Source organism: Propionicimonas sp., from assembly GCF_034927565.1.
Lineage (GTDB): Bacteria > Actinomycetota > Actinomycetes > Propionibacteriales > Propionibacteriaceae > Propionicimonas.
Genome location: NZ_JAYFPT010000028.1, coordinates 1 through 26,070 on the forward strand (window position 1 = coordinate 1; position 26,070 = coordinate 26,070).

Annotated in this window: 22 protein-coding genes and 1 tRNA gene; 4 read left to right on the plus strand and 19 right to left on the minus strand. The window is 68.8% G+C overall.

Annotated elements, in window-relative coordinates; translation table 11 throughout:
* From VB080_RS06140 to buk, 14 genes are all read right to left on the minus strand, one after another.
* On the minus strand, window positions 1–572 hold a 572-nt coding region (locus VB080_RS06140), incomplete at its 3' end, for an FAD:protein FMN transferase (RefSeq protein WP_323417557.1).
* A 44-nt stretch (window positions 573–616) separates the two neighbouring features.
* Window positions 617–3,655, minus strand: a complete 3,039-nt coding sequence (locus VB080_RS06145; RefSeq protein WP_323417558.1) for an FAD-dependent oxidoreductase — start codon at window positions 3,653–3,655, stop codon at window positions 617–619.
* A 200-nt stretch (window positions 3,656–3,855) separates the two neighbouring features.
* A complete protein-coding gene (locus VB080_RS06150) occupies window positions 3,856–4,617 on the minus strand; it encodes an SDR family NAD(P)-dependent oxidoreductase (protein WP_323417559.1) in 762 nt (253 codons plus the stop codon).
* A gap of 74 nt (window positions 4,618–4,691) precedes the next feature.
* On the minus strand, window positions 4,692–5,744 hold the full coding sequence (locus VB080_RS06155; protein WP_323417560.1) for a zinc-dependent alcohol dehydrogenase: 1,053 nt from the start codon (window positions 5,742–5,744) through the stop codon (window positions 4,692–4,694).
* Between the two features lie 17 nt (window positions 5,745–5,761).
* Window positions 5,762–7,864: an FAD-dependent oxidoreductase gene (locus VB080_RS06160; protein ID WP_323417561.1), complete on the minus strand. Its 2,103-nt coding sequence runs from the start codon at window positions 7,862–7,864 to the stop codon at window positions 5,762–5,764.
* A gap of 5 nt (window positions 7,865–7,869) precedes the next feature.
* Entirely contained in the window at window positions 7,870–9,021 is a 1,152-nt protein-coding gene (locus VB080_RS06165; protein WP_323417562.1) for a thiolase family protein, read from the minus strand.
* 111 nt (window positions 9,022–9,132) lie between these two features.
* The gene (locus VB080_RS06170) at window positions 9,133–10,455 is read right to left on the minus strand and encodes an MFS transporter (RefSeq protein WP_323417563.1); all 1,323 of its coding nucleotides are present in this window, start codon (window positions 10,453–10,455) and stop codon (window positions 9,133–9,135) included.
* 344 nt (window positions 10,456–10,799) lie between these two features.
* Window positions 10,800–11,468, minus strand: coding sequence for a 3-oxoacid CoA-transferase subunit B (locus VB080_RS06175; RefSeq protein ID WP_323417564.1), 669 nt, complete (start codon window positions 11,466–11,468; stop codon window positions 10,800–10,802).
* A complete protein-coding gene (locus VB080_RS06180; protein ID WP_323417565.1) occupies window positions 11,468–12,124 on the minus strand; it encodes a 3-oxoacid CoA-transferase subunit A in 657 nt (218 codons plus the stop codon). The genes VB080_RS06175 and VB080_RS06180 overlap by 1 nt, the downstream gene beginning before the upstream one ends.
* Before the next feature lies 1 nt (window position 12,125).
* Window positions 12,126–13,316 (minus strand): acetyl-CoA C-acetyltransferase, encoded by a 1,191-nt coding sequence (locus VB080_RS06185; RefSeq protein WP_323417566.1) that lies wholly within the window; start codon window positions 13,314–13,316, stop codon window positions 12,126–12,128.
* Window positions 13,313–14,236: a phosphate acyltransferase gene (locus tag VB080_RS06190; protein WP_323417567.1), complete on the minus strand. Its 924-nt coding sequence runs from the start codon at window positions 14,234–14,236 to the stop codon at window positions 13,313–13,315. Before VB080_RS06190 ends, VB080_RS06185 begins: the two co-directional genes overlap by 4 nt.
* On the minus strand, window positions 14,236–15,219 hold the full coding sequence (locus VB080_RS06195; protein WP_323417568.1) for a hypothetical protein: 984 nt from the start codon (window positions 15,217–15,219) through the stop codon (window positions 14,236–14,238). Before VB080_RS06195 ends, VB080_RS06190 begins: the two co-directional genes overlap by 1 nt.
* Window positions 15,216–16,076: a 3-keto-5-aminohexanoate cleavage protein gene (locus VB080_RS06200; RefSeq protein WP_323417569.1), complete on the minus strand. Its 861-nt coding sequence runs from the start codon at window positions 16,074–16,076 to the stop codon at window positions 15,216–15,218. The genes VB080_RS06195 and VB080_RS06200 overlap by 4 nt, the downstream gene beginning before the upstream one ends.
* A gap of 29 nt (window positions 16,077–16,105) precedes the next feature.
* Window positions 16,106–17,230 carry a butyrate kinase gene (gene buk / locus VB080_RS06205; RefSeq protein ID WP_323417570.1) on the minus strand — a complete coding sequence of 375 codons (1,125 nt, stop codon included), beginning with the start codon at window positions 17,228–17,230 and terminating at the stop codon, window positions 16,106–16,108.
* 89 nt (window positions 17,231–17,319) lie between these two features.
* Between buk and VB080_RS06210 the strand changes: the two genes are divergently transcribed.
* Complete coding sequence (locus VB080_RS06210) at window positions 17,320–18,198, plus strand: LysR family transcriptional regulator (RefSeq protein ID WP_323417571.1); 879 nt, start codon at window positions 17,320–17,322, stop codon at window positions 18,196–18,198.
* A gap of 99 nt (window positions 18,199–18,297) precedes the next feature.
* On the opposite strand, the gene VB080_RS06215 is transcribed toward VB080_RS06210, so the two are convergent.
* Window positions 18,298–19,290: an enoyl-CoA hydratase/isomerase family protein gene (locus tag VB080_RS06215; protein WP_323417572.1), complete on the minus strand. Its 993-nt coding sequence runs from the start codon at window positions 19,288–19,290 to the stop codon at window positions 18,298–18,300.
* 221 nt (window positions 19,291–19,511) lie between these two features.
* On the opposite strand from VB080_RS06215, the gene VB080_RS06220 reads away from it, so the two are divergent.
* Window positions 19,512–19,775 carry an ATP-binding protein gene (locus VB080_RS06220; RefSeq protein ID WP_323417573.1) on the plus strand — a complete coding sequence of 88 codons (264 nt, stop codon included), beginning with the start codon at window positions 19,512–19,514 and terminating at the stop codon, window positions 19,773–19,775.
* 354 nt (window positions 19,776–20,129) lie between these two features.
* Here VB080_RS06220 and VB080_RS06225 read toward each other — a convergent pair whose 3' ends face one another.
* Window positions 20,130–21,497: a deoxyribodipyrimidine photo-lyase gene (locus VB080_RS06225; RefSeq protein WP_323417574.1), complete on the minus strand. Its 1,368-nt coding sequence runs from the start codon at window positions 21,495–21,497 to the stop codon at window positions 20,130–20,132.
* A complete protein-coding gene (locus VB080_RS06230; RefSeq protein ID WP_323417575.1) occupies window positions 21,494–22,345 on the minus strand; it encodes a MerR family transcriptional regulator in 852 nt (283 codons plus the stop codon). The genes VB080_RS06225 and VB080_RS06230 overlap by 4 nt, the downstream gene beginning before the upstream one ends.
* 142 nt (window positions 22,346–22,487) lie before the next feature.
* On the opposite strand from VB080_RS06230, the gene VB080_RS06235 reads away from it, so the two are divergent.
* Entirely contained in the window at window positions 22,488–23,282 is a 795-nt protein-coding gene (locus VB080_RS06235) for a hypothetical protein (protein WP_323417576.1), read from the plus strand.
* A gap of 86 nt (window positions 23,283–23,368) precedes the next feature.
* On the opposite strand, the gene VB080_RS06240 is transcribed toward VB080_RS06235, so the two are convergent.
* Window positions 23,369–23,554: a hypothetical protein gene (locus VB080_RS06240; protein WP_323417577.1), complete on the minus strand. Its 186-nt coding sequence runs from the start codon at window positions 23,552–23,554 to the stop codon at window positions 23,369–23,371.
* Between the two features lie 271 nt (window positions 23,555–23,825).
* Here VB080_RS06240 and VB080_RS06245 point away from each other — a divergent pair, with 271 nt between their 5' ends.
* Window positions 23,826–25,088, plus strand: a complete 1,263-nt coding sequence (locus tag VB080_RS06245; protein ID WP_323417578.1) for an ATP-binding protein — start codon at window positions 23,826–23,828, stop codon at window positions 25,086–25,088.
* 754 nt (window positions 25,089–25,842) lie between these two features.
* On the opposite strand, the gene VB080_RS06250 is transcribed toward VB080_RS06245, so the two are convergent.
* Window positions 25,843–25,925: transfer RNA gene (locus tag VB080_RS06250), tRNA-Leu, on the minus strand.
* Window positions 25,926–26,070 lie beyond the last annotated feature (145 nt).

Genomic DNA, 26,070 nt, shown 5'->3' on the forward strand with positions numbered 1-26,070 from the left:
GACTGGATGCCCACCCGCCAGCCACCGCCGAGGTCGGAGCGGCCCATGGCCACGACGTTGCCGCCGAGGTCAATCAGCCCGTCGTCGACACCGTGGGCCCGGTAGACGTCCGCCGCCCGGTCTGCCGCGTAGCCTTTCGCGATCGCGCCCAGGTCGAGCCGCATGCCCGGCCGGACCAGCCGGACGGTGCACCGGTCGTCATCGAGGTCGACGTCGTCCGGGTCGGTCAAGGCCAGGAGCCGGCCGATCTCCTCCGTCGGCGGCACCCGGGCGTCATCGAAGCCGATCTGCCATGCCTTGACGACCGGGCCGATCAGGGCGTTGAAGCTGTCCCTGTGCTTGCGGCTGGCGAGGATCGCCGTGCGAACCAGCGCGTAGACCTCCGCGTCCACCTCGACCGCTGCTGCCCGACCGGCCGCGGCATTGACCGCCTCGACCTGCGATGCCGCCCGAGCCTGCGGCGGGCCGTTCACGGTGAGCCGGCGCTCCAGGTCGCGCAGGGCCCGGTAGACCGCCGCCGTGGCCGCGGGATGCCCCTCACCCGGAAGGCACAGCGTCGCCAGCGTCCCCATCAGGGGAAACGTGGTGACCGTGCGTTCCCTCTCCCCGGCGATACTCAGACTCCGTTCACACAGTTCTTCCCGGCCACGTAACCGTAGAACATGCACAGCGAGTGGCTCAGACCCTTCAGGCAAATCGGGTACTCCACCGCGTACCGGTTGCCCTGGATATTGCCGGCCACGTAGAGCCCGGGGATGACGTTGCGCTCGTTGTCGAAGGTACGGGCCTCCTCGTCGCTCTCCAGGCCGCCAGCGCAGACCAGCATTCCGGTGACGCCCATCCGGACCCCGTAGAACGGCCCCTGCTCGAGCGGGAAGAGCCGCTTCGCGGGCTTGCCGAAGTCGTCGTCGTGCCCACTGCGCGCGAGTTCGTTGTAGCGGGCGACGGACGCGGCGGCCGTCTCGGCGGGCAGTCCAAGCTTCTCGTACAGCTCTTCGAGAGTGTCGGCCTGCTGCACCTGGTGGGTCTCGACGGCCTTTGCCAGGTCGGCGCGGGAGCGGTAGCTGCGATCCCAGTCGTTGTTCTTCGGCTTCTCCTCGGAGTAGTAGCAGACCGTGCCGTGGCTGGCCGGCATGTACTCCACCTGCTCGGGCCAGCTGTCGTCCCACAACTGGAACGCCAGCCGGCTGGGCTGCAGCTCAATCTGGTTCTCCAACTGCTGGCCGGGCACGCTCTCGTTCATGAACCGCTCGCCCCGGGCGTTGAGGAACAGCCACGGCGTGTTCCCCATGACTCCCCCGGTGCCGCTGGTGCCGCCCATGTGGTGCACCATCGGCGCGTGGTTCTGCTGGATTCTGGCCCCAGCCCAGGCACCGAGCTTGAGGCCGTCGCCGGTGTTGGTCGGCTTGCCCTCCACGTCCCGGTTCAGCCAGACGGCGGGCAGCCCGTTCTCAAGGATCTCGGGGCAGTAGTAGCGCACCATCTCGGTATTGCTGCCGTAGTCGCCGGTGGCGAGAATGACGCCCTTGCTGGCCAGCGCCTTGACGTGCCGTCCGGTCCTCGCGTCCCGGGCGATCACGCCCACGACCCGGCTGCCGTCCTTGATCAGCTTCACCACGAAGTGTCCGTAGAACGCGGTCACCTCACCCTCGGCCACTGCCTTGTCCATGTTGGCCCGAAATACCGGGGCCTGGCTCGGCAGGAACTCGACCGAGGTCGGGTACGTCGGGAAGATCTCCGTGCGGTAGTCGTAGTGCGGCGGCAGCGGATGGTACAGCGGTACCAGGAAGGAGCCGGCATTCTCGTCCGGGATGTCGGCGCGGTTCTTCTCGGCGATGTAGAGGTCCGGTTTGGCGGCGATGTACCAGTCGAAGACCTCCGAGCAGTGGTGCGCCCAGCGGCTGATGATCGGACGCTTGATCCGGTAGGAGCACTCCTTCATCAGCCGGTCGGTGATCTCGTCAGGGTCCATCGTGGCCCGGCCCCAGGCCTCCTGGAGCGTGCCGTTGATCACGGCGTACTCACCACTGCGGCACTGGGGTTCGGACGCCTTCTCGAAGACGACGACCTTCGCACCCTCCTCCGCGGCCGACCGGGTGGCGGTGACACCGGCGACGCCAGCACCGACCACGATCACGTCCGCCTGGATCACGGTCTCGATCTGGTCGTCCGCGACCGCAGGTTCGGCACCCAGCCACGGTGGCGGGGTCACCTCCTCCGGGTGCTCGGAGACGATCATCGGGTCGGCCTCGCCGGATGCCTTGGCCAGCGCCCGGTCGACGGCGGCGATCAGCCGCTTGCTGGACATGGTGGCGCCGGTGATGATGTCGACGGCGGTGGAGTTGAGCGCGATCATCCGCTCCGGCAGCACCTGCCAGACGTCCTCCTCGCTGAACTGCTCCTCGGCCGCGGTGGCCCCGATGATCGCGATGTCCTCAATGCCGTCGACGTTCACGGTCACCTTCACCGTGATCACGCCGTGCAGGTCGTCGAAGGACTCCAGGTAGACGTTGGGGACGTAGACCCGGGACGCGGCGCGCGCAGAGTTCACCCGACGCTCCTCCGCGGCCATGTCGGCTTCGACGAAGTTCCACAGTGACTCGGGGACGGCCAGCTGGGTGCAATCCTCACGACGGATGAACGTCGCGATCGGCTCGCCTGCGGTCACCTTCTGCATCCAGTTCGGCTCCACGATCAGCTCGCGGCCTACTGCCACGCCAGCGAACCCGGCGGCCAGGCCCTGCTCCACCTGGGTCCGTTCCATCACTCCGCCGACGCCGATCAACGGCACCGCAGCGAGGGTCTCCGAGCGGACGGCGGCCAGCTTCTCCAACAGCGTCTGCGGGTCGCTGGTATCCACGATCGAGGTCTGCATCAGCCGCTTGGTGGAGAAGTGCAGGTAGTCGAGGCCCTCGGCGGCGAGCTGCTCGAGCAGGAACACGGTGTCGTCGAACCGGATACCCGGCACCTCGATCTCCTCGGGGCTGAACCGGTAGCCGACCACGAACCCCTCCGCCGGTACCGCGGCCTTCACCGCGCGCAGCACGGCGAGCGGGAAGCGGGCGCGGGCAGCCCGGTCGCCACCCCACTCGTCCTCGCGACGGTTGGAGTGCGGTGAGAAGAACTGCTGGACGAGGTAGGTGTTCGCGCCGTGGATCTCCACCCCGTCGAACCCGGCGGCCACTGCCCGGGCCGCGGTGGCGGCGAACGCGGCGATGATCTCGTTGATCTCACTCGCGCACAACTCCCGGGGGACGACCGCCTCGGGGCGGGGCGCGGCGACCGCGCTCGGCCCGACCGGCTGGCGTCCGTTGAGCTGGCCCGGCGAGCACATCCGGCCGCCGTGGAAGATCTGCAGGATCGCCAGCGAGCCCTTCTCCCTGATGGCCTGTGCCACCCGGGCCAGCGCAGGCACCTGGGCGTCGTCGTCCAGCCCGATCCCGCCAGGGAACACCTTGCCCAGCGGATCGACGTGCGCGCACTCGACGATGACCGCGCCCGGGCCGCCGGCGCGCATCCCGTAGTAGCGGGGAAGCTCGTCGCTGCAGATGCCGTCGTGCCCCGCGTTCAGCGTGGTCATCGGCGCCATCAGCACCCGGTTGGGCAACTCGACCCCGCAGCGGAGGCGGAGCGGATCGGTGAGCGAAATGGCCATGGGTGTCCCTGTCGTTCTCGCGTGGTTCCGGGGTTCCGGGAGACGGCACGCACCCGGCCACTGCACTGCGGCCGAGACGCTGCGGGCGTCGCCCGAGGACAGCTCCAACGGTAGTCCCGAGGGCCGCCGAGATGTCCTTGACTGGGGCATTTATGCAAGAAGCGGCACAGCCCATGCCCTGGAGACCGGGCCGCTCTGGTTCAGTAGAGGCTGGTGCCGTGGTCGACGTAGAGGATCTGGCCGGTGACCGCCTTCGAGGCGTCCGAGGCGAACCACAAGATGGCCTGCGCCTGGTCCTCCGGCGTCGCTTCCGGGACGGTGAGGTCGAGGTGCTCGGCAGTCATCGCGGCGAACTCCTGGTGGAACGTGCTGGCGGCCTCGGGAGCGTTCAGCGGTGTCGGTGTCGGGCCGGGGGCGATGGCATTGCAGCGGATGCCCGTGGCGGCGTAGCGGATGGCGATGTTCTTGGTCATCGCGTTCACTGCGGCCTTGGCGGCACTGTACGAGATCCCGGCCACACCACCGGCACCGATCGAGGAGACGTTCACGATCGAGCCCTCGCCGACGGGGGCCATGTACTCCAGGGCGTACTTCGACATCGAGAAGACCGAGTACTGGTCGACCTTCGTGACCTGGTCGAACCAGTCCTCGCTGCACTCGTCGATCGGCAGGTGCCGGTCCGCGATACCCGCGTTGTTCACCAGCACGTCGATCCTGCCGTACGCGGCGACGGTTTCGTCCACCAGCCGCCGGCAGTCCCAGGGCACCGAAACATCCGCCCGTAGGGCCAGTGCGGTCCCGCCGGCGGCCGTGATCTCGGCGGCCACCTGCTCGTTGAGGTCCTGCCGCCGTCCGGACACGATCACCGCCGCGCCCTCCTGGGCGAACAGCAGCGCGGTGGCCCGGCCGATCCCCGAGTTCGCCCCGGTGACGATCGCCACCTTCGAATCCAACTGCCCCATGATGCCGTCCTTCCCCGGATGAGGTTCACGCGGCGAGGCGATCCGGGACCGCCCCGCCGGGTGAGGATCCGGTCCTACCGCAAGGCCGGGTCGACGAGGATCTTCAACGCGCTGCCACGGTCCGGGCGGCACAGGCCGCGGGACACGACCTCGTCCAGCCCGATGACGTCGCCGACCATCTCCGGGAAGGCAACCCTTCCCGCCCGCAGCATGTCCAGGTAGATCCCGATCTCGTCGCGGGTGTAGACGAAGCTGCCGACCAGGTCGATCTCGCGCGGCCCGAACTGGGCCTGGACCAGGTCCATCGGGGTGGCGATGGTGCCGATCAGCACGACCTGGCTGCCATTCTTCGCCGCCGCGTGCACGCAGTTGGCCAGGCTGGCGGTCTTCCCGGCGCACTCGAACGTGACGTCCGCACCTTCGGCACGGCCGAGCGCCTCGCGGATGTCGGCGGCGAGGTCGCCCGACTCCCGCACATTGAGGCACGCGTCCGCGCCGTAGCGCTGCAGCAACGGGAACTTGGCGCTGTTGGTGCCGAGGACCACGATCCGGCGGGCACCCCCGGTCCGGAGGAACTGGATCGCGCCGAGGGCGACCGGTCCCGCGCCCGAGACGACCACGTCGTCGCCGACCCGGAAGCTGGACCGGCGGACGCCGTGCAGGGCGACGCAGACCGGGTCGTAGAGGACGGCGTCCCTGGGGTCGACGTCGTCAGGGACGGGTATCAGCATGGTGTGATTCGCGTCGGCGATCAGCATGTACTCGGCCATCCCACCGTCCGGGCCGCCGATCCCGTTGGTGTGCGGGAACGCCGAGGAGCACACGTTGGTCTTGCCGACGCGGCAGGCCGGGCAGCCGTCCGCGCAGGCGTCAGGCGGTCCGCAGATGATCCGGTCGCCGATCCGCAGGCCGCCGCGGACACCGTCGCCGACCTCGACGACCTCGCCGACGTTCTCGTGGCCGAGCACCATATCCGGCGGCAGGATGGGATGCTCGAACGCCTCCACGTCCGTGCCGCACATGCCGGCATAGCGGATCCGCACCACCACCTGGCCAGGGCCGGCGTGCGGCGTCGGCCGCTCCTCGATCCGAAGATCTCCGGTGCCGTGAAGAACTGCTGCGCGCATCGTCTGCCCTCTCGTCGCTACAGCTCGTGGCCGACGCGCGCGCCCGCAGCGATCGCGTCGACGATCAACTGGGGGTCGGCCGCGTCCCCGATGGTGTACACCTCGGCGCCGAGACCGTCGGCGAGGGCTGTGGCTTCCTGGTTCGGGTGCAGCGGCAGCGCCGTCATCACGGTGTCGGCGGGCAGCAGGCGGGTCTGGCCGTCCTGCGTCCGCACGACGAGGCCGTCTGGGGTCACCCGGTCGTAGCCGACGTCGGTGACGAACTCGACGCCCTTGTCCTCCAGCCAGTAGAGCAGGTACGGCTTCAGGAAGACCTCCAGCAACCCGTCGCCGAGTTCGGCGGCGGAGGCGGTGTCGACGATGGTGACCTGCTTGCCGAGGCCGATCAGGTACTCGGCGGTCTGGCAGCCGTGCAGGCGTCCACCCATGATCACCACGCGCTTGCCGATCATCACGTCCCGGGCCACCGGCAACGCCTGCAGGGTGCGCAGCGTCTTCGGCGGCACCACCTGCAGCAGGTTCTTGGCCAGCTTGTGCAGGTCCTGCGCAGTGACGACATTGGGACCGTCGATCCCCGGGATCGCCGGAACCTCATGGCTGCCGCCGGCGGCGACCACCACGGCGTCCGGGTGCTCCTTCAACAACAGCTCGCGCGTCGCCGCCCTGCCGAGGTGGACGGTGACGCCTGCGGCGTGCACCTGCCGGGCGAGGTAGTGGACGAGCCCGACGATGTCCTCGCGCGGGCCCTTGACCAGGGCAGCGACCGGCAGCGAGCCGCCGAGCCTGTGCAGCTTCTCGTAGAGCACCACGTCGTGGCCGCGGAGGGCAGCCACCCGGGCGGCCTCCAGGCCGGATGGTCCGCCGCCGACCACGACGACCTTCTTCTTCACCGCCGCCGGCCGGATCGCGTACTCCCGCTCATGGCCGAAGTTCGCGTTGACGCGGCATCGCACAGCCTCGAAGTGCTCGCAGGCATCGAAACATGTCATGCAGGAGCTGCACGGGTTCACGTCGCGCGTATCGCCCCCGAGCACCTTGCGGGGCAGGTCTGGATCGGCGAAGAGCCGTCGGTTCATGCTGACGATGTCGATGCTGCCCTCGGCGATCGCCTTCTCCCCGATCTCCCAGTCCAGCCGGCCGACGGTGATCACCGGGACGGTCACGGCCTTCTTGATCTCCGCGGCCATCGGGATGTTCGCGCCGGCACCCATCCGGGAGGCGTCCACATACGGGTCGATCGGCCCGGTCCGGTGCGGGTAGAGGTACATGTCGGGGAAGTGCAGGCTCTCCCGGCGGTTCACGTCCTTGGTCCAGGTGTAGTACTCACCCCGCACCTCCAGCGCGTCCGCGCCAGCTTCGACGAAGATCTTCGCGAACTCGGTGCTCTCCTCGATCGTGATGCCGTCCTCGAGGTCGACCTCGAGCCCGTTCATCAGCATGATCAGCGGCCAGTCGGCGCCGTTGCGGCGCTTGATCTCACGGATGATCTGCACAGCGACCCGGGTCCGGTTCTCCATGTTCTGGGCGCCGTACTCGTCCTCCCGGCGGTTCCACGCCCGGGAGAGGAAGTTGTTGACGAAGTGGTTGCAGGCGGCGTTGAGCTCCGTGCCGTCGATGCCGGCGGACTTGGTGCGTTCGGCCGCTTCGGCGAACAGGTCGACGATGTCCTCGATCTCGGCGACGGTGAACGCGCGGAAGTCCCCGAACCCGGGACGCGGCGACTCGTTCCGCGGGATCGCGGAAGCCGACGCCGACGGCGGGACCTTGACCAGCAACGGTGCCATCGGCCCGAGGTGGAAGATCTGCGCGAACGCGACGGCGCCGTTGCGGTGCACCACGTCGGCCCACTGGCGCCAGTCGGGGATGTAGTCGTCGTGGTTGATCTTGAAACCGGGCATCTTCGCCGACACGTCCCGGATCAGCGGCCCGGTGGCGGACGAGATCAGCGCCACGCCTCCCTTGGCCAGCGCCTCGAAGTAGTCGAGGTAGCGCTGGTTCATGTGGCTGCCGGTCTCGGGATCGTCCCAGAAGAAGCCGGTGCCATTCTTCATGAACCGGTTCTTCAGTTCGACCCCGCCGATCTTGATCGGCTGGGCGAGGTGACGGTACTTGGTGGCCATATCAATCAGATCCTCTCGAAGACTCCGGCGGCACCCATGCCGCCTCCGACGCACATGGTGACCAGGCCGTGACGCTGGTCGGTCCGCTCGAGTTCGGCGAGCAGCTTGGCGGTGAGGATCGCCCCGGTGGCACCGAGCGGATGCCCCATCGCCAGCGCACCGCCGTTCGGGTTGACCCGTTCGGAGTCGAACCCGAGCTCGCGCACCACGGCGAGCGCCTGGGACGCGAAGGCCTCGTTCAGCTCGATCACTGCCAGGTCGTCCACGCCGAGACCCACCTGGGCGAGCACCTTCGGCACCGCCGCCACCGGCCCCAGGCCCATGTAGGCGGGGTCGACTCCGGCGACCGCGAATCCGAGCAGTCGGGCGAGCGGCCGCAGGCCCAGCGCTGCGGCGCGATCGGACGACATCAGCACCGCGAAGGCCGCGCCGTCGCTGCGCTGCGAACTGGTCGCGGCACTCAGCAGGCCGTCCTCGGCGAACGCCGGCCTGAGGCCGGCCAGCGATTCCAGGTTGGTGCCCGGACGGATCCCCTCGTCCACGTCGAACCGGACGGCTTCGCCCTCCTGGTTGCGTCCCGTGACGGGCACGATCTGGCTGGCGAACCGGCCGGCCTCCCGCGCCGCGGCCGCACGGGCGTTGCTCTGCACAGCCAGTTCGTCGAGTTCGGTCCTGGTCATGCCGTAACGCCGGGCGACATTCTCACCGGTGATCCCCATCGGCAGATAGGCGGCGGTGCACTCCTCCAGCCACGGGTTGCGGAACTCGGCGGTGTCGCTGAGCACGGGGGACGACATGTGCTCGACCCCGCCGGCGACGACCACGTCGGCCATCCCCGCCCGGATCCGGGCGGTCGCGTCCGCGATCGCCTGCAGGCCCGAGGAGCAGAAGCGGTTCACGGTCTCGGCGGGCACCCCGTCCGGCAACCCGGCGCGGAGCACGACGTTGCGACCCGGATTGAGCCCCAGCGCGGACTCGGGCAGGGCGCACCCGAGGATGACGTCGTCAATCGTGGCGGGGTCGAGCCCGGGCACACGGTCCAGCACTCCCCGCAGCGTCTCGGCACCGAAGTCCACCGGGTTCACCCCGGCGAGGCTGCCCTTGCCGGCCTTGCCGATGGCGGAACGGCCGTAGCCGACGATCACACAGTCACGCATGTCTTCCTCATTGTCGAAACCCATCCCGTCCCGACCGCCGGCGACGGCCGCTCCACTTCCTGTGCGGGGAAGGTGTGGGCCCGCGGCAGTCCGCGAGCCCACACCCGCGCGTCACACTCCCGAGGAGGTCACCGTCTCGGGAGCCGGGCTCTCGAGGTCGTGGTGCTTGTGGGTCTGCATGAAGAAGGACACGATCACGCCGACAATGGCTACGCCCACCATGATGAACGTCGACACCACGTAGTGGTCGGTCGCGTGCAGCGCGGCGGAGCCTGCGGCCACGCCGGCCAGACCACCGAAGATGCCGATGCCCTGCGCCATGCCGCCGAGCTTGCCGGTGATTTCCGCCGGGTAGTTCTTCGCGATCCAGCCGAGGGCGGAGGCGTTGATCCAGCCGAGGAAGAAGACCGTGATCAGCATCACGGTGGTGAGCATGACCTGGTTGGTGTTGATGCCGGGCACCAGCAGCAGGCCTGCGCCGACGGCCATCCCCGCGAAGGCGACCATCAGAGCCGGACGGGCCTTGCCGTGGAACAGCCGCTCGACGATGATCCCCACCACCAGGCAGCCGACGATATTGCCGATCTGCGCGAGCGAGGCGATGCTGCCGGCGCCTGCCGCACCGAGGCCGAGGCCGACCGGCGGGTCGAGGGCGAGGTAGCCGGGGGTCATGTCGTTGTAGGCCTGGTTGAACCACGAGGCGATGACGACGCAGGCGGTCGCGATCCAGGTCAGCGGCATCAGGATCGCCTTCTTGTAGAGCGCGAGGTTCGATGCGGCGGCAGCCTCGTCCAGGTGCTCCATGCCGGCACCCTCCGGGGCAACCTTCGGCCCGACCATCACGATCACTGTCATCAGGATGCCCACCACGGCCAGCGGCCACAGGTTGCGCAGGCCGACCGCCCAGTCACCGACGGCAGCCATGCTCGCCGGGCCGAGGTTGAGGCCGGCCATGATGCCGAGGCCCATCGCCGCGCCCAGGAAGCCGTTGACCATGGCGCGTTCCTTCTTCGGGAAGCAGGTGGCCGAGACGTACACGCCGGCGGCCATGATGGGGCCGCCGCCGATCGCCTGGACGGCCCGGGCGACCGTCATGCCCATGAAGTTGTCGCCGATGGCCGGCATGAGCAGCCAGCCGATGCCGATCATGACCATGCCGAAGATGTACATCCACTTGAAGCCGAACTTGTCGATCAGCGGACCACCCAGGATGGCGGCGATCGCGACGAAGAGGTTCCAGGTGCCCATCGTCATCCAGGTGACCTCACCGGGAGACAGGCTGGTGGTCTTGATGATCTCGCCGATCAGCGGGGCCGGGGTGATCAGCGCGATGGCCTGCACGGCCACCACGACGACCAGGGTCGCGAGAATGAACCAGCGGAAGGGTTTGTAGGCCCCTTCGGTCACTGCTGGCGTCGTTGCACTGTGTGCCATTGTGGTTTCCTTGTCTCGTACGTCGGCCGCACCGGGTTCACCGGACGCGGGTTGTGAGATTCCTTGCTTGTCTGGCTTCCGCCCGGACGCTGCCGGCCGGTCGTACGCTGGACGGCCGGTGCCCGCCGGTCGTCCAGCCTGAATTCACCGAGCCCATCGGAACGGTCAGCCCGTGGTGTGTCTGGTCGTCCAGAGCGCTCATGGCTGCAGTCCACTTCGTTGTCAGTGCAGTTCCGGAGGACGAGTCAGGTCGGCTCAGACCCCTCGTTCTCCCGGCATGAAAGTATCCCCGGGTCGCTGGATGGGCTAATCCAAATCGTGCATAGAAGCTAGCCATGGTCGCCTCACCGAATCGGTACGAGGTCGGGCGAGATCGCCAGCGGCGCCGCCGTGGCCGCCTGCACCTGCTCCACCGTGAGCTCGGGGTTGATCTCGGTCAGCACCAGGCCCCTCGGGGTCACTTCGATCACCCCCATCTCGGTGACGATCAAGTCGATGCAGTGGACGGCGGTCAGTGGCAGCGTGCAGGCGGGCAGGATCTTCGGCTCGCCCCGTTGCGTGTGCTCCATGGCAACGATCACCCGCTTCGCGCCCACGACCAGGTCCATTGCACCGCCCATCCCCGGCACCATCTTCCCGGGGATGATCCAGTTCGCCAGGTTGCCCTCGGCGTCCACCTGGAGGGCGCCGAGCACAGTGGCGTCCACGTGCCCTCCGCGGATCAGCGTGAACGACGTGACAGAGTCGATGTAGGCGCCGCCCAGCCGGATGGAGGCCGGCTTGCCGCCGGCGTCGACCACGTAGCGGGGGTCCGGATCGGTTTCGGGGCAGGGCCCGGCGCCGACCATGCCGACCTCCGCCTGCAGCGTCACGTGGATGTCGTCGGGCAGGAACTGCGGCACCATCGTGGGCAGCCCGATGCCCAGGTTCACGAAGTCGCCGTCCTTCAGTTCACGGGCAACCCGCCGAGCGATGAACTCCTTGAGCGTTGCGCGGTCCAGGGTCGCAGGCATCACAGCGCACCTCCCATCACGACATAGTCGACGAAGACTCCCGGGGTGACCACGTCCTCGGGCGGGATCTCGCCGCGTCCGACCAGGTGGTCGGCCTCGGCGATGACCAGGTCCGCGGCGGTCGCCATCACCGGGTTGAAGTTGCGGGCGTCGCCCTTGTACCAGACGTTGCCGTCGGGATCGATCCGGTAGCCGTTGATCAGGGCCACGTCGGCGCGCAGCGGCTTCTCCAGCAGGTAGTCGCGCCCGTCCAGGGTGATCACCGGCTTGCCGTCGGCCACCGGCGTCCCTATCCCGGTCGGGGTGAGGACGCCGCCGAGTCCTGCTCCGCCGGAGCGGATCCGCTCCACGAGCGTGCCCTGCGGCACCAGCTCGACCTCCAGTTCGCCGGCGTTCATCTGCGCGCCGACCTCGGGGTTCAGTCCCACGTGGGACGTGATCAGGCGCTTCAGCCGCCGGTGCTCGACCAGCTTGGCGACGCCGTAGCCCGGCATCGCGGCGTCGTTGCTGATCATCGTGAGGTCTGTCAGACCCGCGTCGATGATCGCCTGCACCAGGTGGTGGGCGTTTCCGCAGCCCATGAAGCCACCAATCATCAGGCTCATCCCGTCGCTCAGCTTCGCGACGGCCCCGGCCATGTCGATCACCTTCGCCATGTCAGGCCTCCAGCAGCAGGGCGTCGCCCTGACCGGTGCCGCCGCACAGTGCCGCTGCCGCGCGTCCGCCGCCGCGGCGGTGCAGTTCGTGGGCGAGGTGGACGACCAGCCGCGCGCCGGACTGGCCGATCGGGTGGCCGTAGGCGATGCCACCGCCGTGAATGTTCACCTTCTCCAGCGGGACGCCGAGTTGGCGGACGGCATGCACGGCCACCGCGGCGAACGCCTCGTTGATCTCGATCAGGTCCAGGTCGTCGACCTTCCAGCCCTGCAGCTCCAGCGCCCGCAGGATCGCGTTGCCCGGCTGCGGCGCCAGCGCGGGCGAGGGCCCGGCCACCTGGGCGTGCGCCCGCAGGGTGGCCAGGATCGGCCAGCCGTGGGCCGCGGCGTTTCCCCGGGTGGTGAGTACCACCGCCGCACCGCCGTCGTTGATGCTGGAGGAGTTGCCGGCGGTGAGCGTCCCGTCTGGACGGAACGCGGGCCGCAGTCTCGCCAGCGTCTCAACCGTCGTGTCGGCGCGAATTCCCTCGTCGGCATCGACCACGGTGTCGCCCTTGCGGCCGGGGATGGTGATCGGCACGATCTCGTCAGCGAACACACCCTCGGCCCAGGCCTTGGCAGCCAGTTGGTGCGAGCGGGCCGCGAACGCGTCCTGCTCCTCCCGGCTGGCGGGGTAGTCGTCCGTACGCCGGTCGGTGTCCAGGCCCATTGCCTCGTGGCTCCAGGCGTCCGAGAGCCCGTCGTTGGCCATCGAGTCGATGGCGGTGACGTGCCCGAAGGTCCATCCGTGCCGGCTCCCGACCAGCAGGTGCGGGGCCCTGGTCATGGACTCCATGCCACCGGCCACGACGACGGCGGCGTCGCCGCAGCGGATCATCCGGACACCGTCGATGATCGCGGTGAGACCGGCCAGGCAGACCTTGTTCACCGTGCTGGCGGGCACGTCCCAGCCGATCCCGGCAGCGATCGCGGCCTGCCGGGCCGGACACTGGCCCAGGCCGGCCTGCAGCACATTGCCCATCACAACGGAGTCCACCCCGGCGGGGTCCACGCCCGCGGTGGCGAGGGCGCCGCGGATGGCCGCAGCCCCCAGGTCGACGGCGCTGACCTCGGAGAGCCCGCCCTTCAGGCGGCCGTTCGGGGTGCGGGCAGCGCCTACGACGACAATGTCGGAGTCGGGGTAGTCGGTCATGCGTGTGCTCCTGTGCTGGTCGTGGCGCTCAGCAGGCTGCACAACAGCAGCGAGGTGAGCTTTTCCTTCATGGAGGCGCTGCGCGAGGTGAGCGCCACCGGCACCCGGGCTCCCAGCAGGCAGCCGGCGAGCGTGTTGCGATCGTCGGCGTTCCAGATCTTGCTCATTACGTTGCCGGTGACCATCTCGGGCACCAGCACCATGTCCACGTCCCCGGCGTACGGGGAGTCGTAGCCCTTGATCGCCGCGGCCTCGCGGCTGGTGGCGAGGTCGAACGAGACCGGGCCGACGACAACGGTGTCGCCGAGCTCGCCGCGCTCACTCATTGCGGCCAGCTCGGCCGCGTCGATGGTCTCGGGGATCTTCGGGTTCACCGTCTCGGCCGCACACAGTGCAGCGACCACCGGCCGAGCGATGCCGAGGCTGCGCAGGGCCTCGGTGCAGACCTCGACGATCCGGGCCTTGTCAGCCAGGGTCGGGTGCGGAATGACGGCCGAGTCGCTCATCGCAAGCAGCTTGTGGTAGCCGTGCAGCTGCATCAGGCCGAAGTGGGTGACGAAGCCCCGGTCGTTGAGTCCGGTCTGCTTGTTCAGCACCGGACGCAGCAGGTCGGACGTCTGCAGGTTGCCCTTCAGGATGAAGTCGGCCTCGCCGTCCCGCACCAGCCGGACGGCGGCCTCGGCCGGGTTGTCGCCCTCGGGGCAGTCGTGCAGCAGATACGGCTCGACGACCTCCAGTTGGCCGAGCACTGCTTCGATGCCAGCCTTCGGCCCGATCAGCACCGGGGTGAGATAGCCCTCCCGGGCGGCGAGCATGACGGCTTCGAGCGCATGGGCGTCGGCCGCGCCGGCCACCGCACAGCGCTGCGGGCGGCCGGCGAGCGGAATGGCTGCCTGGAGTTCGGCGAAAGTGGCGTACATCAGGCTTCCTGCCCCCACAGGCTCGCCGGGTTGCCGATCAGGAGTTGGTCCAGATCCGCCTGCGTGAGTCCGCGCCCCAACAGGCCCGGCTCGATGTAGTCGCCGATGCGCGTGATCTTCCAGTGCTCCGCGCCGGGCAGGGCGTAGAAGCCGTCCCAGCTTCGCCCGAGCCATGTGGCGATGCTGTCCTGAGACCAGAAGATTCGGTTCAGGTAGCCCCGCTCGGCCAGCGTCACGGCCATGTCCATCCGGTCGTCGTCGGTGATGTCGTTGAACAGCCGGTTGCCGCCGGTCCGGTCGTAGCCGATGCCGACCCCGTACGCCAGGGTGGCCAGCTGGTAGTCGAGGTCTCTGGCGTTGCCACACATGTGACCGACGACCGTCCTGCCCGGATCGGCTCCGGCCTCGACCAGGGCCCTGGCCTGCGCGGGACCGCCGGTGCCGTCCTCGGTGTGGGTGATGATCGGGGCGCCCGTGGCCTGTTGCGCGCGCGCCGCCGCCTTGATGACGGCGTGTTCGTAGTCGGAGATCCCGCCCTGGCCCGTCCCGAGCTTCATGATTCCCGCCCTGACCCCGGTATCCCCGATGCCCTCGGTGAGCTCGGTGATGAACAGGTCGGCCAACTCCGAGACAGTGTCGGCGAACAGGCTACGCATGCCGAAGTAGGCGGAGCCGCCGTGAGCCTCCTTGTAGTAGCCGGTCGCGCAGATCACGTTGAACCCGGTCTCCTCGGCGATCTGCTTCAGCAGCAGCGGGTTGCGCGAGCAGTCGTTCGGCGTTGCGTCGAAGAGCGTGGAGAAGCCCTGCGCCTGGATCGACCGGACGGCGGCGACGCCCGTCGCAACGATGGCGTCCTCGTTGTAGGTCCACATCGAGCGGTCGCCCTCGTTGCCGGGGTAGCCGAAGACGAGGTGCTCGTGCATCAGCGTCCGGCCGAGGCCGGAGACCTCGACCGGTCCGCGGACGGTGCTGACGGTGCTCATGCCGCGTTGACCATGCCCTCGTGGGACGGGATGTCGAGGATCTGACGGGCCTCGTCCGGGGTGGCCACGTCCTTGCCGAAGTCGCGGATCACCCGGACGGCCCGCTCGACCAGCTGCAGGTTGGTCGCCTTCACACCTCGGGAGAGGTAGACGTTGTCCTCCAGCCCGACCCGCACGTGGCCGCCCAGGGCGAGGGTGGCGTACACGATCTTCTGGTTGTCCCTGCCGACACCGAAGGCACCCCAGGTCGCATCCGCCGGAAGCAGGTTCTTCAGGTAGATCAGGCTCTCGACATCGGCCGGCATGCCGCCGGGGACACCCAGCACGAACTGGTAGTGCAGCGGCGAGTTGAGGATGCCCGCCTTGGCGTAGTGAGCGACGTTGTACATCTGGCCGGCGTCGAAGATCTCGAACTCGGGCTTGATGTTCAGCTCGCTCAGGGTGCGGCCGAGCCGCTCGAGGAACTGGGGGGAGTTCACGAACACGCCGTCCGGCATCCAGTTGAACGAGCCGGCGTCGAAGGTGCCGATCTCGGGCGTGACGTAGGGCAGGTGGGCGAGCCGTTCGTCGTCGGTGGCCCGGTTGTCGCCGGCCGTGGTGAAGTTGATCACCACATCGCAGTCGGGGTGGTCGGCCCGGAGCAGCTGCATGGTCTGCTTGAACCGTTCCTTGTCCATCGTGCCCAGGCCCTCGTCGTCGCGCATGTGGAAGTGCACGACGGACGCGCCGGCCTGCCACACCCGGTAGGCGTCCTCGGAGATCTCCTCCGGCGTCATCGGGATGGCGTCGTTGATCGACTTCGGGGTGACGGCGCCGGTGAGCGCCGCGGTCAGAACGACCTTGTTGTTGAGATCCATGTCGGTCCCTTTCTGTGTCGGATTGCTGGTCAGGCCAGGAAGCTGGGTCGGGCGATGATGTCGGCCAGCGAGGAGTAGCCGGCGGGCAGCACGTCGTAGTCGTGCACCGGCTCCTCGCCGCGGAGCACCCGCAGGCCGCCTGCGGCGAGCGCCTCCATCTCGTTCTCGCCGGGCTGGATGGTCACCGGTGCGATCCACTCGACGAGGTCGCGCACCCAGCCGGTGAACAGCGCGGAGTGGGCGATGCCGCCAGTGAGGATGATCTGGTCGACGTTGCCCGCCCGCACCGTGGCGAGCTGCCCGACGCCCTTCGCGACCCCGTAGGCCATCGCCCGGTAGATGAGTTCGGCGTGTGCGTCGCCGGCAGCGATCCGCAGTTCGACCTCGCGGACGTCCTGGGTGCCCAGATGGGCGGCGATCCCGGTCTTGCCGGCCAGGTACATCCGCATCTGCGCGTGGTCCATGTCACAGGTGTAGATGAAGTCGGTGAGCAGGCGGGTCGGGATCGCGCCGCCGCGCTGCGGGGACATCGGTCCCCCGTCGTCGTAGATCCAGTCGACGACGCGGCCGTGGTCGTGGAAGGCCATCGTGATACCGCCGCCGAGGTGGGCGATCACCAGGTTCAGCTGGTTGTACTCCGCCCCGATGGAGGCCGCGTACGTCCGTCCGGCCGCCTTCGGGTTGAGCAGGTGGTAGACCGGCATGTTCACGATCTGGGGCACGCCGGTGATCTTGGCGATCTCGTCGACCGAGTCAACGCAGGTCGGGTCGTAGATGATCACCGGGATGTCTGTGCCGGCGACCAGTTCGACGCCGATCAGCGCGGACAGTGCTGACGCGTGCTGGGCCGCCGGGGCGTACCTCAGCGTCGCGATCATCAGCTCGTTGACCGCGTAGGCGCCGTCGTGGCGGACGTGGTGGATCGTGCCGGCCCTGGCCACGACCATGTCGACGCCGGTCGCGTCCAGCTCGTTGACCCGCAGGAATTCCCGCACCTGGCCGGTGCGGTACTCGGTCTGGTCGAGTACCTTGGGCATGCTGGCGAGATCGGCCAACGGCACGTCCAGGGACGCGCGGGCGATCTCCCGGTCGTCGTCGAACCAGGCCACCTTGGTGGAGGTGGAGCCGCAGTTGATGGTGAGGATCCTGCTCATGACGCTGTGACTTCCTGGGTTCCGCGGCGGATGCAATGGACTAGGTTGGCCGTCCTGGCAGTCGGACGGGTTCGAGCAAGGAGGCGCCAGTGGACCTGCAGTCGCTGAAGTACTTCCAGTTCGTGGCGATGTACCGGAACTTCAGCAAGGCGGCCGAGCACTTCTACATCGGCCAGTCGGCACTCAGCCGGCAGATCGCCAACCTGGAGAAGGAGCTCGGCGTCCAGCTGTTCATCCGCGACACCCGCAACGTGCAGCTCACCGGTGCCGGCGCAGTGCTCTACGAGGAGTGCGACCTGCTGCTGCGTCACCACGAACTCGTCTTCCGCAAACTGGAGGCTGCGAAGTCCGGGGCCGCCGGCCAGCTCGGCATCGCGACGGTCTCGAACTTCGGCACTGCGTTCACGAATCTCGTCCAGCAGTTCACCGTTGCCTACCCGAACGTGAAGACCCGGATCGACGATGTGCCGTTCCCCCAGCTGAGCGACAGCATCCTGCATGGCGTCTACGACCTGGCGTTCACGCTGGATTTCGAGGTCCCGGCCAACGAGGACCTCGCCCAGATCACGATTGGACAGGATCACTTCGTCGCCGTGATGCGGGAGGACTACCCGTTCCCGCCGGGCGAGTCGGTCACCACCGCCCAGCTGCTCACGCAGCGCCTGATCATGCCGCGTCATGTCGATCCTCCCGTCCTTCGAGCGCTGCAATTGGCTGCCCGGAACAGCACCGAGGCCACGCCGGGGATCTCTTTCGTCCCCAACACCCCGACCGCGGTGCTGCGGGTGGAACTCGGACTGGGGATCTCGATCCAGCCGCGGTTCATCAGCGCCACCGCCTTCCAGGGGGTTCCGATCCGGGTGTGTGAGTTGGCCGACCTGGACACCCGGTTCGACCTCGTGGCGATCTACCGCAAGGACAACCGTCAGCAGACGCTGCTCAATTTCCTGTCACTGGTCCGGAACTGAGAGGTCCGCGGACGGGGCCGGCCGGTCGGTATCGACCGACCCCGCAGTGTGGCGAACTCCGTAGCCGGGATGCGTCCGGACGCACCCCGGCGGTGAGACCTACTTGATCTCGTCCTCCTCCTGGCCACCGTTCAGGCGGGGACGGATGACCTTGCCCTTCTTCTCCGCGGCCTTGACCAGCTCGGCCTCCTCGTGCGCCCACTCCCAGTAGTTGACGGTGTGCGGGGAGTGCTCGGTAGCGGTGTTCCACATCTCCGTCGCGAAGGCGTTGCGGACCTCGTTGGAGATCTCCTCCTTCCACGGCTTGCGCAGTTGCTGGACGGTCAGGCGGCGGGTCTGCCGGGTGCCGGCACACATGATCAACTCGGCGATCTCATGGGCCCGGGCGTAGGCCGCCTCGGTGTCCGCGCAGATCTCGTTGACCATGCCCAGCTCGAGCGCCTTGCGCGCCGTGATGATCTCGCCGGTCAGCTCGGCGTAGGCGTAGCGCTTGCGGCCCATCAGCTCGCGCCAGGCGATCTGGATACCGTCGCCGGGGACCATGTTGACCCGGTAGTGCATCTCCGTCGTCCAGGCGTCCTCGGTGCACAGCGTGATGTCGGAGAACAGCACCAGGTCGGTGTGGAAGGCGGCGCCGTTCCACACGCCGATGGTCGGGACCTCGACGTCGAAGACCTGACCCTCAATGTCGTTGGTGCCGTCGTAGTACTGGTACTCGTACAGCCGCCAGGCGTGCTCGGATGCCGAGTCGAACTCGTGCGCATACCCCATCGAGCCGTCATCCTCCAGCCGGCCGATGCCCCTGAACAGGTCCTTGCCGGAGCCGCCGAGGATGATGACCTCGTTCTCGGGATCACGGCCGGCCCAGTCGAAGAAGTAGTGCAGGCCCTGGTGGGCCTGGGCATTCCACACCAGCGAGTCGCCGTTGGTGTGCAGCCGCGCCTCAAGGATGCCGTTCTCCCTCGTCATGGTGAGGAAGTGCTTGCATCGCTCCTGGTACTCCTCGAACGGCATGTGCGGGATCGTCCCGAGCTCCTCATGCGGGATCTCCTTGCGCTTTCCGGCGTCGGACTCGTAGTTGCCCCGGATCATCTGTCTTCGCTTCCTTCCTTGGAATCGGTGCGCGCTGTCCTCACGGATCACCTGCTCGCCACCACTGTCAGGTCGAGTAAGCCAGCCGCGCGCTGAGTGAGCCAATCCCGATTCCGCATAGATCCCGGGCGGTGACAACCGGTGCCCGGCGCGACCCGCGGCACAGCGCTCACGGCGACGGGACTGGAGCCGCCCGGCCCCCGACTTATGCGCAATCGGGGTTGGCCGATCCGGCCACGGACCACCACACCCTTGTCAGGACTGCACGCAACCCCCGCATCGCTCGCGTCTGCGCCGACCTGGGAAATGCGCGGGAACTGGGCGAAGGCGTTCTCCGCATCTTCGGCGCGATGCGTGCCGCCGGGTTTGCGCGGCCCGTCTACCGACAGTTTTCCAGCGCTGTGCGACTCGTGCTGCCCGCGGCGCGGGCGATCCCGGACGAGACCGCAGCCAGGCTCAGTGCGGGCGCGCAGAAGGTCCTCTGAACGCAAAGCCTGTCCCAGGCGTGGCAGAGCCGTTCTGGCGCCAGCCGGGCCGGCGCCAGAACGTGTGGAGTGGCTCAGGCAGACGGTGCGCTGGCTCGGCGCGCGTTCTGGTCGATGATGTCGGTGATGTCGGCCCAGAGCGGGATGGGGAGCTCGTGTCCCATGCCCTCGAAGATCCTCAGGCTGGCGCCAGGAATGGCTCCGGCACACCCCGGCCGGCAGCCCACGGCCCGGGCACAGGTCGAGCGGGTCGTCGCCGACCGCCTGCGGGTCAGCGTTGGCCGGACGAATGCACAGGTCGACCAGGTCGCCGGCCGGGATCGTCCCGGCGCCGATCTGGTCCGCCCAGCGGCCTCACCCGCCTACGGCCAACCGGTAGCGGGTGAGCGCCTCGGCGCGTTCGGCGGCGTGGTCGAGGATCCGGACCGGGTAGCCGTGCCGGTGCCCGTCAGGGTGGTCCCAGGGACGCAGCGCTGCCGGTCCGGGCAGGTGCGCCAACTCCGGGAGGTGGCGGCGGACGTAGGCCCCGTCGGGGTCGGCGGCCGCGGCCTGACTGACCGGGTTGAAGATCCGGTGGTAAGGGGCGGCGTCGGTCCCGGTGCCGGCCACCCATTGCCAGTTGTGGGTGTTGGACGCGGTGTCGTAGTCGATCAGGTGTTCCCGGAAGTGCCGTGCGCCGAGGTGCCAGGGAAGATGCAGGTCCTTCAGCAGGAAGCTGGCCGCCACCATCCGGACCCGGTTCGGCAGCCAGCCCTCGGCCAGCAGTTGCCGCATCCCGGCATCCACCAGGGGGTAGCCGGTGCGTCCGGCCTGCCAGGCGTGGTAGCGGGCGTCCGGCTCGTCGAATGTCATCCCGGTCAGGGTCTCGACGAGGTCGCCGGCCAGGGAGTCCGGGTGGTGCCACAGCACGTCGGCGTAGAACTCGCGCCAGGCGAGTTCGGAGACGAATTTGGTCGCGCCGGGGTCGCTGCGTCCGGCCAGATCGGCCAGCAACGTCCGTGGGTGCAGGACCCCCAGCGCGAGGTACGCCGACAGCCGGGAACCGGACGGCAGGTCGGCCCGGTCGCGATCCTCGGCGTAGCTGTCGAGCCGCTCGTCGCGGAACTCCCGCCAGGCCTGCCGGGCCGCTGCCTCGCCGGCCGGTGGCAGGCCGATCGGGCAGTCGGTCAGCCAGCTGTTCAGCAGCGCCGCTGCCTCAGGTTGAATCCACTGCCGCGGCGTCGGGCCGTCGAGGGAGTCCGGGGTCACCGCCGGGTCGCGCCAGCCGCGCGCTCGCCAGGCTTTCTCGAAGGGGGTGAACACCCGGTAGCCGCGGCCGGCCAGGGTGCGCACCCGTCCGGGCGTGACAGCGTAGGGGGAGCCGGTGACCAGCCAGTCGATGCCCATCCCCGCCAAGGCCTGGGCGACTCGGTCGTCCCGCATCCGGCAGGCCGGTTCGGTCTCGGCGGTGGCGTGGACGGCGGTCGCGTCCAGCTCGCGCGCGAGCGCGGGAATCACCTCGGCGGGGTCTCCGAGCCGGACGCACAGCCGTTCGCCGAAGGACTCCGCGGTAGCGTGCAGCGTCGCCGCCAGCCAGGCCAGCCGGCCCGGTCCGGCAGCTGCCAGGTGGTCGGGATCGAGCACGTACACCGCCAGCACGCCGCCCCCGTCCGCTGCTGCCGCCAGGGCCGGGTGGTCGTGACGCCGCAGGTCCCGGCGCAGCCACAACAGGCTGGTCGTCACGGTGCTGCGATCGAGCGCGAAACGTTCTGCGCGGCCGCGGCGATCCGGTGCCCCAGTTGCCGGGCGTCGGGCGGAGCGAGGTGCTGGAACCGTCCCCCCACCGCCAGCGGCACCGACGGATGCGTGGTCTGGAGTAGGTGCGCCAGCGCCGCCACCCGTCGGGCGTCGGCCCGGCGCGGGATCGCGGTGATGCTGATGACAGCCGAGGTGGTGGCCACCGCGTCCGCCCAGGCTGGGGCGGGCACATCGGCGCCGAGGTAGATCGTGGCCACGCCGGCCCGGCGCAGCGCTACCGCGAACGCCAGCAGCCCGAGTTCGTGGGTGACGCCGACGGGTGCGCCGACGATCGCCGGGGGGGTCGGCGGGTTCGGGCCGACCGCGTCGAAGGCTGCGGCCAGCCGGCGCATCACGACGTTGGCGACCAGGTGTTCCCCGGCCTCGGAGATGGTGCCCGATGCCCAGGCCTCACCGACGCGGACCAGGGTGGGCATCAGCCAGTCGTCGACCACCGCCTCGTAGCTGCGCAGCGCGAACTGCTCGTCGATGATGCGTTGCGCGACCGTGGCATCCAGCTGGGCCAGGGACGCGATCAACTCGGCGGCGGAGTCCGGCTCCCCCGCCGGCTCCGCACCGCCGCGGCGCAGCAGTTCCGCTGACGCCTCACGAGGGGGCAGCCCGGAGGCGACGAGATGCTGCATGGCCCGGATCCGGTGCAGTGCCTCGTCACCATAATCCCGGTAGCCGCCCCGCGTGCGAGCGGGCTGGAAGACCCCGTAGCGGCGCTCCCAGGCCCTCAACGTGTGCTCGGCGACGCCGGTGAGTTGCGCAGCCTGACTGATCGTGACCATCTCGCAGCGAGTCTATGGTGTGGGCCGGTGCGGGTCACGTTCGCCACCCCTGGTGTGCAATGTTACTACCCCTACTTGTCTAAGGTTACGTGGATACGGCAGGCTATTTGTCTAAGGTTATGGACACAAACGGGGAGTAGCTTTGACATCAAGACAGGTCTGGCGGCCGCTGGCCGTCACCGGGTCAGCCGTGGTGATGGTGGTGGGGACGCTGGCCGGGTTCGGTCTTATCGGCACCCGGGTGGAGGAATCGGTCGGCGGCGCGTTCGCGACCGATGCCACCCTGATCACCCCTGCCTCGACCGCGTTTTCCATCTGGTCGCTGATCTACGTCGGCCTGCTGGCCTACGTCATCTGGCAGTGGCGCGCCCTCGGCAGCCAGCGGGCGGCCCTGATCGCGTGGCCGGCGGCGGTCTCGATGTTGCTCAACGCGCTGTGGCTGGGCGTCACACAGATCGGTTGGCTGTGGCCGAGCGTGCTGGTGATCCTGGTTCTGGCCCTCGTCCTGGGAGTGCTGGTGCGGCGGCTGGCAGAGCGTCCGCCGACCTCGCGGCTCGAAGCGCTGGTCGTGGATGGGACGTTCGGGGTCTACCTCGGCTGGGTCAGTGTGGCCAGTGTGGCGAACATCACCGCGGTACTGGTGGACGCCGGGGTCGATCCCGGCGCGCCGTGGGCGCAGGTGTTCGCGGTCGTGGTCCTAGCCGTCGCGGCGCTCTTGGGCGTCGTCTACGCACTCCGGCTGGGTGCGCGCTGGGCGATCGCGGCGGCGATGACGTGGGCGCTGGCCTGGATCGCGGTCGGACGTCTCGCCGGCCCGCTGTATTCCACTCCGACGGCGGTGGCGGCGATCCTGGCCGCGGTGACGATTCTCACCGCGACCGCGGTGGCCCGCCGGACCGCTTCCGACGGCTTCCGGGCCCGGGCGGCGCCGAACTGAGCAGGCAGTGAACGCTGCTCACCACCTGGGGACACCCCGGCCACACCCCCTGGTCACCCCCACCAAGGGCCTGCTGACCTGGAGGGCTACCGGCTGATGGGTGGGGTGTCCAGCAGGCGCTCGGCGCCGTCCAGGATGAGGCCAAGCTTCGCTTTCCACCAGGCGGACTGGTCGGTGGGCGCGAGTTGCTCGGTGATGACGGCGATGAAGCCGATGGTGTCATCCAGCTCGGGCGCCGTGCGGGCAATAGCCTGCAGAGCCCGAGCGCGCACGGACTCCCCGTAGCCGGGACGCTCACCTCCCGTGGACCGGAACCCGACGCCGCACGTCCGCCAACACTCGGGAGTCCCCGTCCTCAAGGCCCAGTACTCCCGGCGCCGCGCGGCGTACCGCCAGATGGGGTTCATCGAATGACGGACGCTCCGTCGCTGGGTGCACGCGCCCTTGGGTGCATCGTCCGCGGTGAGGCGAATCGTCCAGTTCGATAGCTGCGAATTGACTGATTCATGGCCTGCGACCTGTAGTCTTCTCGCTGTGTCCTATATGCGCCGAATCCTGGACGAGGAGCTCGACGGACTCTTCGGGCAGGTCGCCGCGATCGCGATCGATGGGCCGAAGGGAGTGGGGAAGACCACGACCGCGGAGCAACGGGTCCGCGCCGTGGTCCGGCTGGACTCCAAGGCGGTGCGCGAGTCGATCTCGGCTGAGCCGGAGCAGGTGCTCGACCGCGGGCGTCCCGTCCTGATCGATGAGTGGCAGAAGGTTCCTGAGGTCTGGGACGTCGTCCGGCGCGCCGTGGACGCCGATCCCACGGGCGGGCAGTTCTTGCTGACCGGCAGCGCGACACCCGCCCCTGGCGCAACTGCGCACTCCGGTGCTGGACGCATCGGTCGACTCCGGATGCGGCCCATGACGCTGGCCGAGCGGGGCACCTCGCAGCCGACGGTCAGCTTCGCCGAGCTGTTGTCGGGACGCCGTGAACCGTTGGCCGGCACGTGCAGTCTTCGACTGACCGACTACGTGGAGGAGATCTTCGCCTCAGGATTCCCGGCCATGCGGGGACTGACCGGACGTGCCCGCCGCTTCCAGCTCGACTCCTACCTGCACAATGCAGTCGACCGGGACGTCCCCGAGCAGGGCCTCGCGGTTCGCAAGCCCGACGCGATGCTGAGCTGGTTGCGCGCCTATGCCGCCGCTAGCGCCACGACCGCCAGCTACTCCCAGATCCTCGACGCCGCGACCCCCGGGCAAAGTGACAAGCCCGCCCGGTCCACCTCCATCGCGTACCGCGACGTCCTCACCACCTTGTGGCTCCTCGACCCGGTCCCAGCCTGGACGCCCGGTGGCAGCCAACTCACCCGCCTTGGCCAGACGCCGAAGCACCACCTCGCCGACCCCGCGCTGGCCGTCCGCCTGCTCGGACTCACCCGGGAGGCGCTCCTGGACGGCGAGGGCAACACCATCGGCCCCCAACCGGGCAGCCTGCTCGGCCACCTGTTCGAGTCGCTGGTCACCTTGTGCGTCCGCGTGCCAGCCCAAGCCGCCGAAGCCACCATCGGACACCTGCGCACCCGCAACGGCGATCACGAGATCGACCTCGTCGCCGTCCGCGACGACGGACGCGTCCTGGCCATCGAGGTCAAACTGGCCAACACCGTCGATGACCACGACGCCCGACACCTGCACTGGCTCGCCGACCGCATCGGCGCCAACCTCGCCGACGCCATCATCATCAACACCGGACCCAACGCCTACCGGCGTCCCGACGGCATCGGCGTCGTCCCGCTCGGCCTGCTCGGCCCATGATCCCGACTGCAGGGCCCCACAGCGATGCTCCTTCGGCGTGGCCGTGAGCAACGAGCCCGACGCCAGGCCTACTGATGCCCAGTCTTCAGTCGTGCTACTTGAAGATTTCAGCTTCAAGCAGTTTCCAAGTAGCGCTTCGCGTGCCGCAGGCCAGCCTGTGCGGCAGGAAGACGGACGCGGTTCGGACAGGCCCACCCCTCACCAACGATTGTCACGTCGAGGATCGCGGTGATGGCAGCCAAGGCCGACGGAGCACGCCCACTTCGACGCGGCCAACTACCTCGACGGCCTTGACGACACGCCTACCTTCGGATCGCTCTGGAGGACTCTGCGGACGACCCGTGGCCCGCGCCCTCGCGGAGGGCGCCCGCTCCCAAGACCTGACCAAACTCGCCCGCCGCAGCGCGATCCCCAAGGTCAGAAGTGCGCTTGCCACGGCCCTGAGAACTGCCGACATCGCCAGGCAATGCCGCCGGAACAGCAACGCGAGACGAACTGGTGGATGAGTCGATCGAGTACCCTCACGGGTATCAGTTTTCGTACAGTTTCTCGGGGCGAATGAGGGGCAGGCTGCCCAAGTTAGGCCTATCTGGGCATACCTGAGCACTCACCAGAACTGCGCGCAAAACCCCTAGTCAGCGACCGCTTGCCCGAGCCAGAGCCACGCCCGAGGAGCCTCGGCGAGGGAGGTGATAACCCTCCATGCGCTTTCGGTCATTTACCCTAGTCGGAGGCATATTCAGACGCCAGGAAGTGCGCGAGAGAGGAGTTGAACCTCCACGTCCTTTCGGACACACGGACCTGAACCGTGCGCGTCTGCCATTCCGCCACTCGCGCCCGGCCTCCGAAGAAGCCAGCCGCAAGAGATTAGCATCTGCACCGCCCGGGTGAGAAACCAGCCGGTCACCTGCCGGAAGACCCGCGCCGAGGACGGACGTCCCAACCTGCCACCGACACTCGGCTGCTAGGTTGGCCGGCAGCC

What these genes read in the sequence shown, in the direction of transcription:
- VB080_RS06160 (WP_323417561.1), bottom strand. Translation starts at nt 7,864, where the DNA reads ATGGCCACCAAGTACCGTCACCTCGCCCAGCCGATCAAGATCGGCGGG.
- VB080_RS06170 (WP_323417563.1), bottom strand. Translation starts at nt 10,455, where the DNA reads ATGGCACACAGTGCAACGACGCCAGCAGTGACCGAAGGGGCCTACAAA.
- VB080_RS06195 (WP_323417568.1), bottom strand. Translation starts at nt 15,219, where the DNA reads ATGAGCACCGTCAGCACCGTCCGCGGACCGGTCGAGGTCTCCGGCCTC.
- VB080_RS06165 (WP_323417562.1), bottom strand. Translation starts at nt 9,021, where the DNA reads ATGCGTGACTGTGTGATCGTCGGCTACGGCCGTTCCGCCATCGGCAAG.
- VB080_RS06245 (WP_323417578.1), top strand. Translation starts at nt 23,826, where the DNA reads ATGCGCCGAATCCTGGACGAGGAGCTCGACGGACTCTTCGGGCAGGTC.
- buk (WP_323417570.1), bottom strand. Translation starts at nt 17,230, where the DNA reads ATGAGCAGGATCCTCACCATCAACTGCGGCTCCACCTCCACCAAGGTG.
- VB080_RS06190 (WP_323417567.1), bottom strand. Translation starts at nt 14,236, where the DNA reads ATGTACGCCACTTTCGCCGAACTCCAGGCAGCCATTCCGCTCGCCGGC.
- VB080_RS06200 (WP_323417569.1), bottom strand. Translation starts at nt 16,076, where the DNA reads ATGGATCTCAACAACAAGGTCGTTCTGACCGCGGCGCTCACCGGCGCC.
- VB080_RS06155 (WP_323417560.1), bottom strand. Translation starts at nt 5,744, where the DNA reads ATGCGCGCAGCAGTTCTTCACGGCACCGGAGATCTTCGGATCGAGGAG.
- VB080_RS06215 (WP_323417572.1), bottom strand. Translation starts at nt 19,290, where the DNA reads ATGATCCGGGGCAACTACGAGTCCGACGCCGGAAAGCGCAAGGAGATC.
- VB080_RS06230 (WP_323417575.1), bottom strand. Translation starts at nt 22,345, where the DNA reads ATGGTCACGATCAGTCAGGCTGCGCAACTCACCGGCGTCGCCGAGCAC.
- VB080_RS06145 (WP_323417558.1), bottom strand. Translation starts at nt 3,655, where the DNA reads ATGGCCATTTCGCTCACCGATCCGCTCCGCCTCCGCTGCGGGGTCGAG.
- VB080_RS06150 (WP_323417559.1), bottom strand. Translation starts at nt 4,617, where the DNA reads ATGGGGCAGTTGGATTCGAAGGTGGCGATCGTCACCGGGGCGAACTCG.
- VB080_RS06185 (WP_323417566.1), bottom strand. Translation starts at nt 13,316, where the DNA reads ATGACCGACTACCCCGACTCCGACATTGTCGTCGTAGGCGCTGCCCGC.
- VB080_RS06175 (WP_323417564.1), bottom strand. Translation starts at nt 11,468, where the DNA reads ATGCCTGCGACCCTGGACCGCGCAACGCTCAAGGAGTTCATCGCTCGG.
- VB080_RS06180 (WP_323417565.1), bottom strand. Translation starts at nt 12,124, where the DNA reads ATGGCGAAGGTGATCGACATGGCCGGGGCCGTCGCGAAGCTGAGCGAC.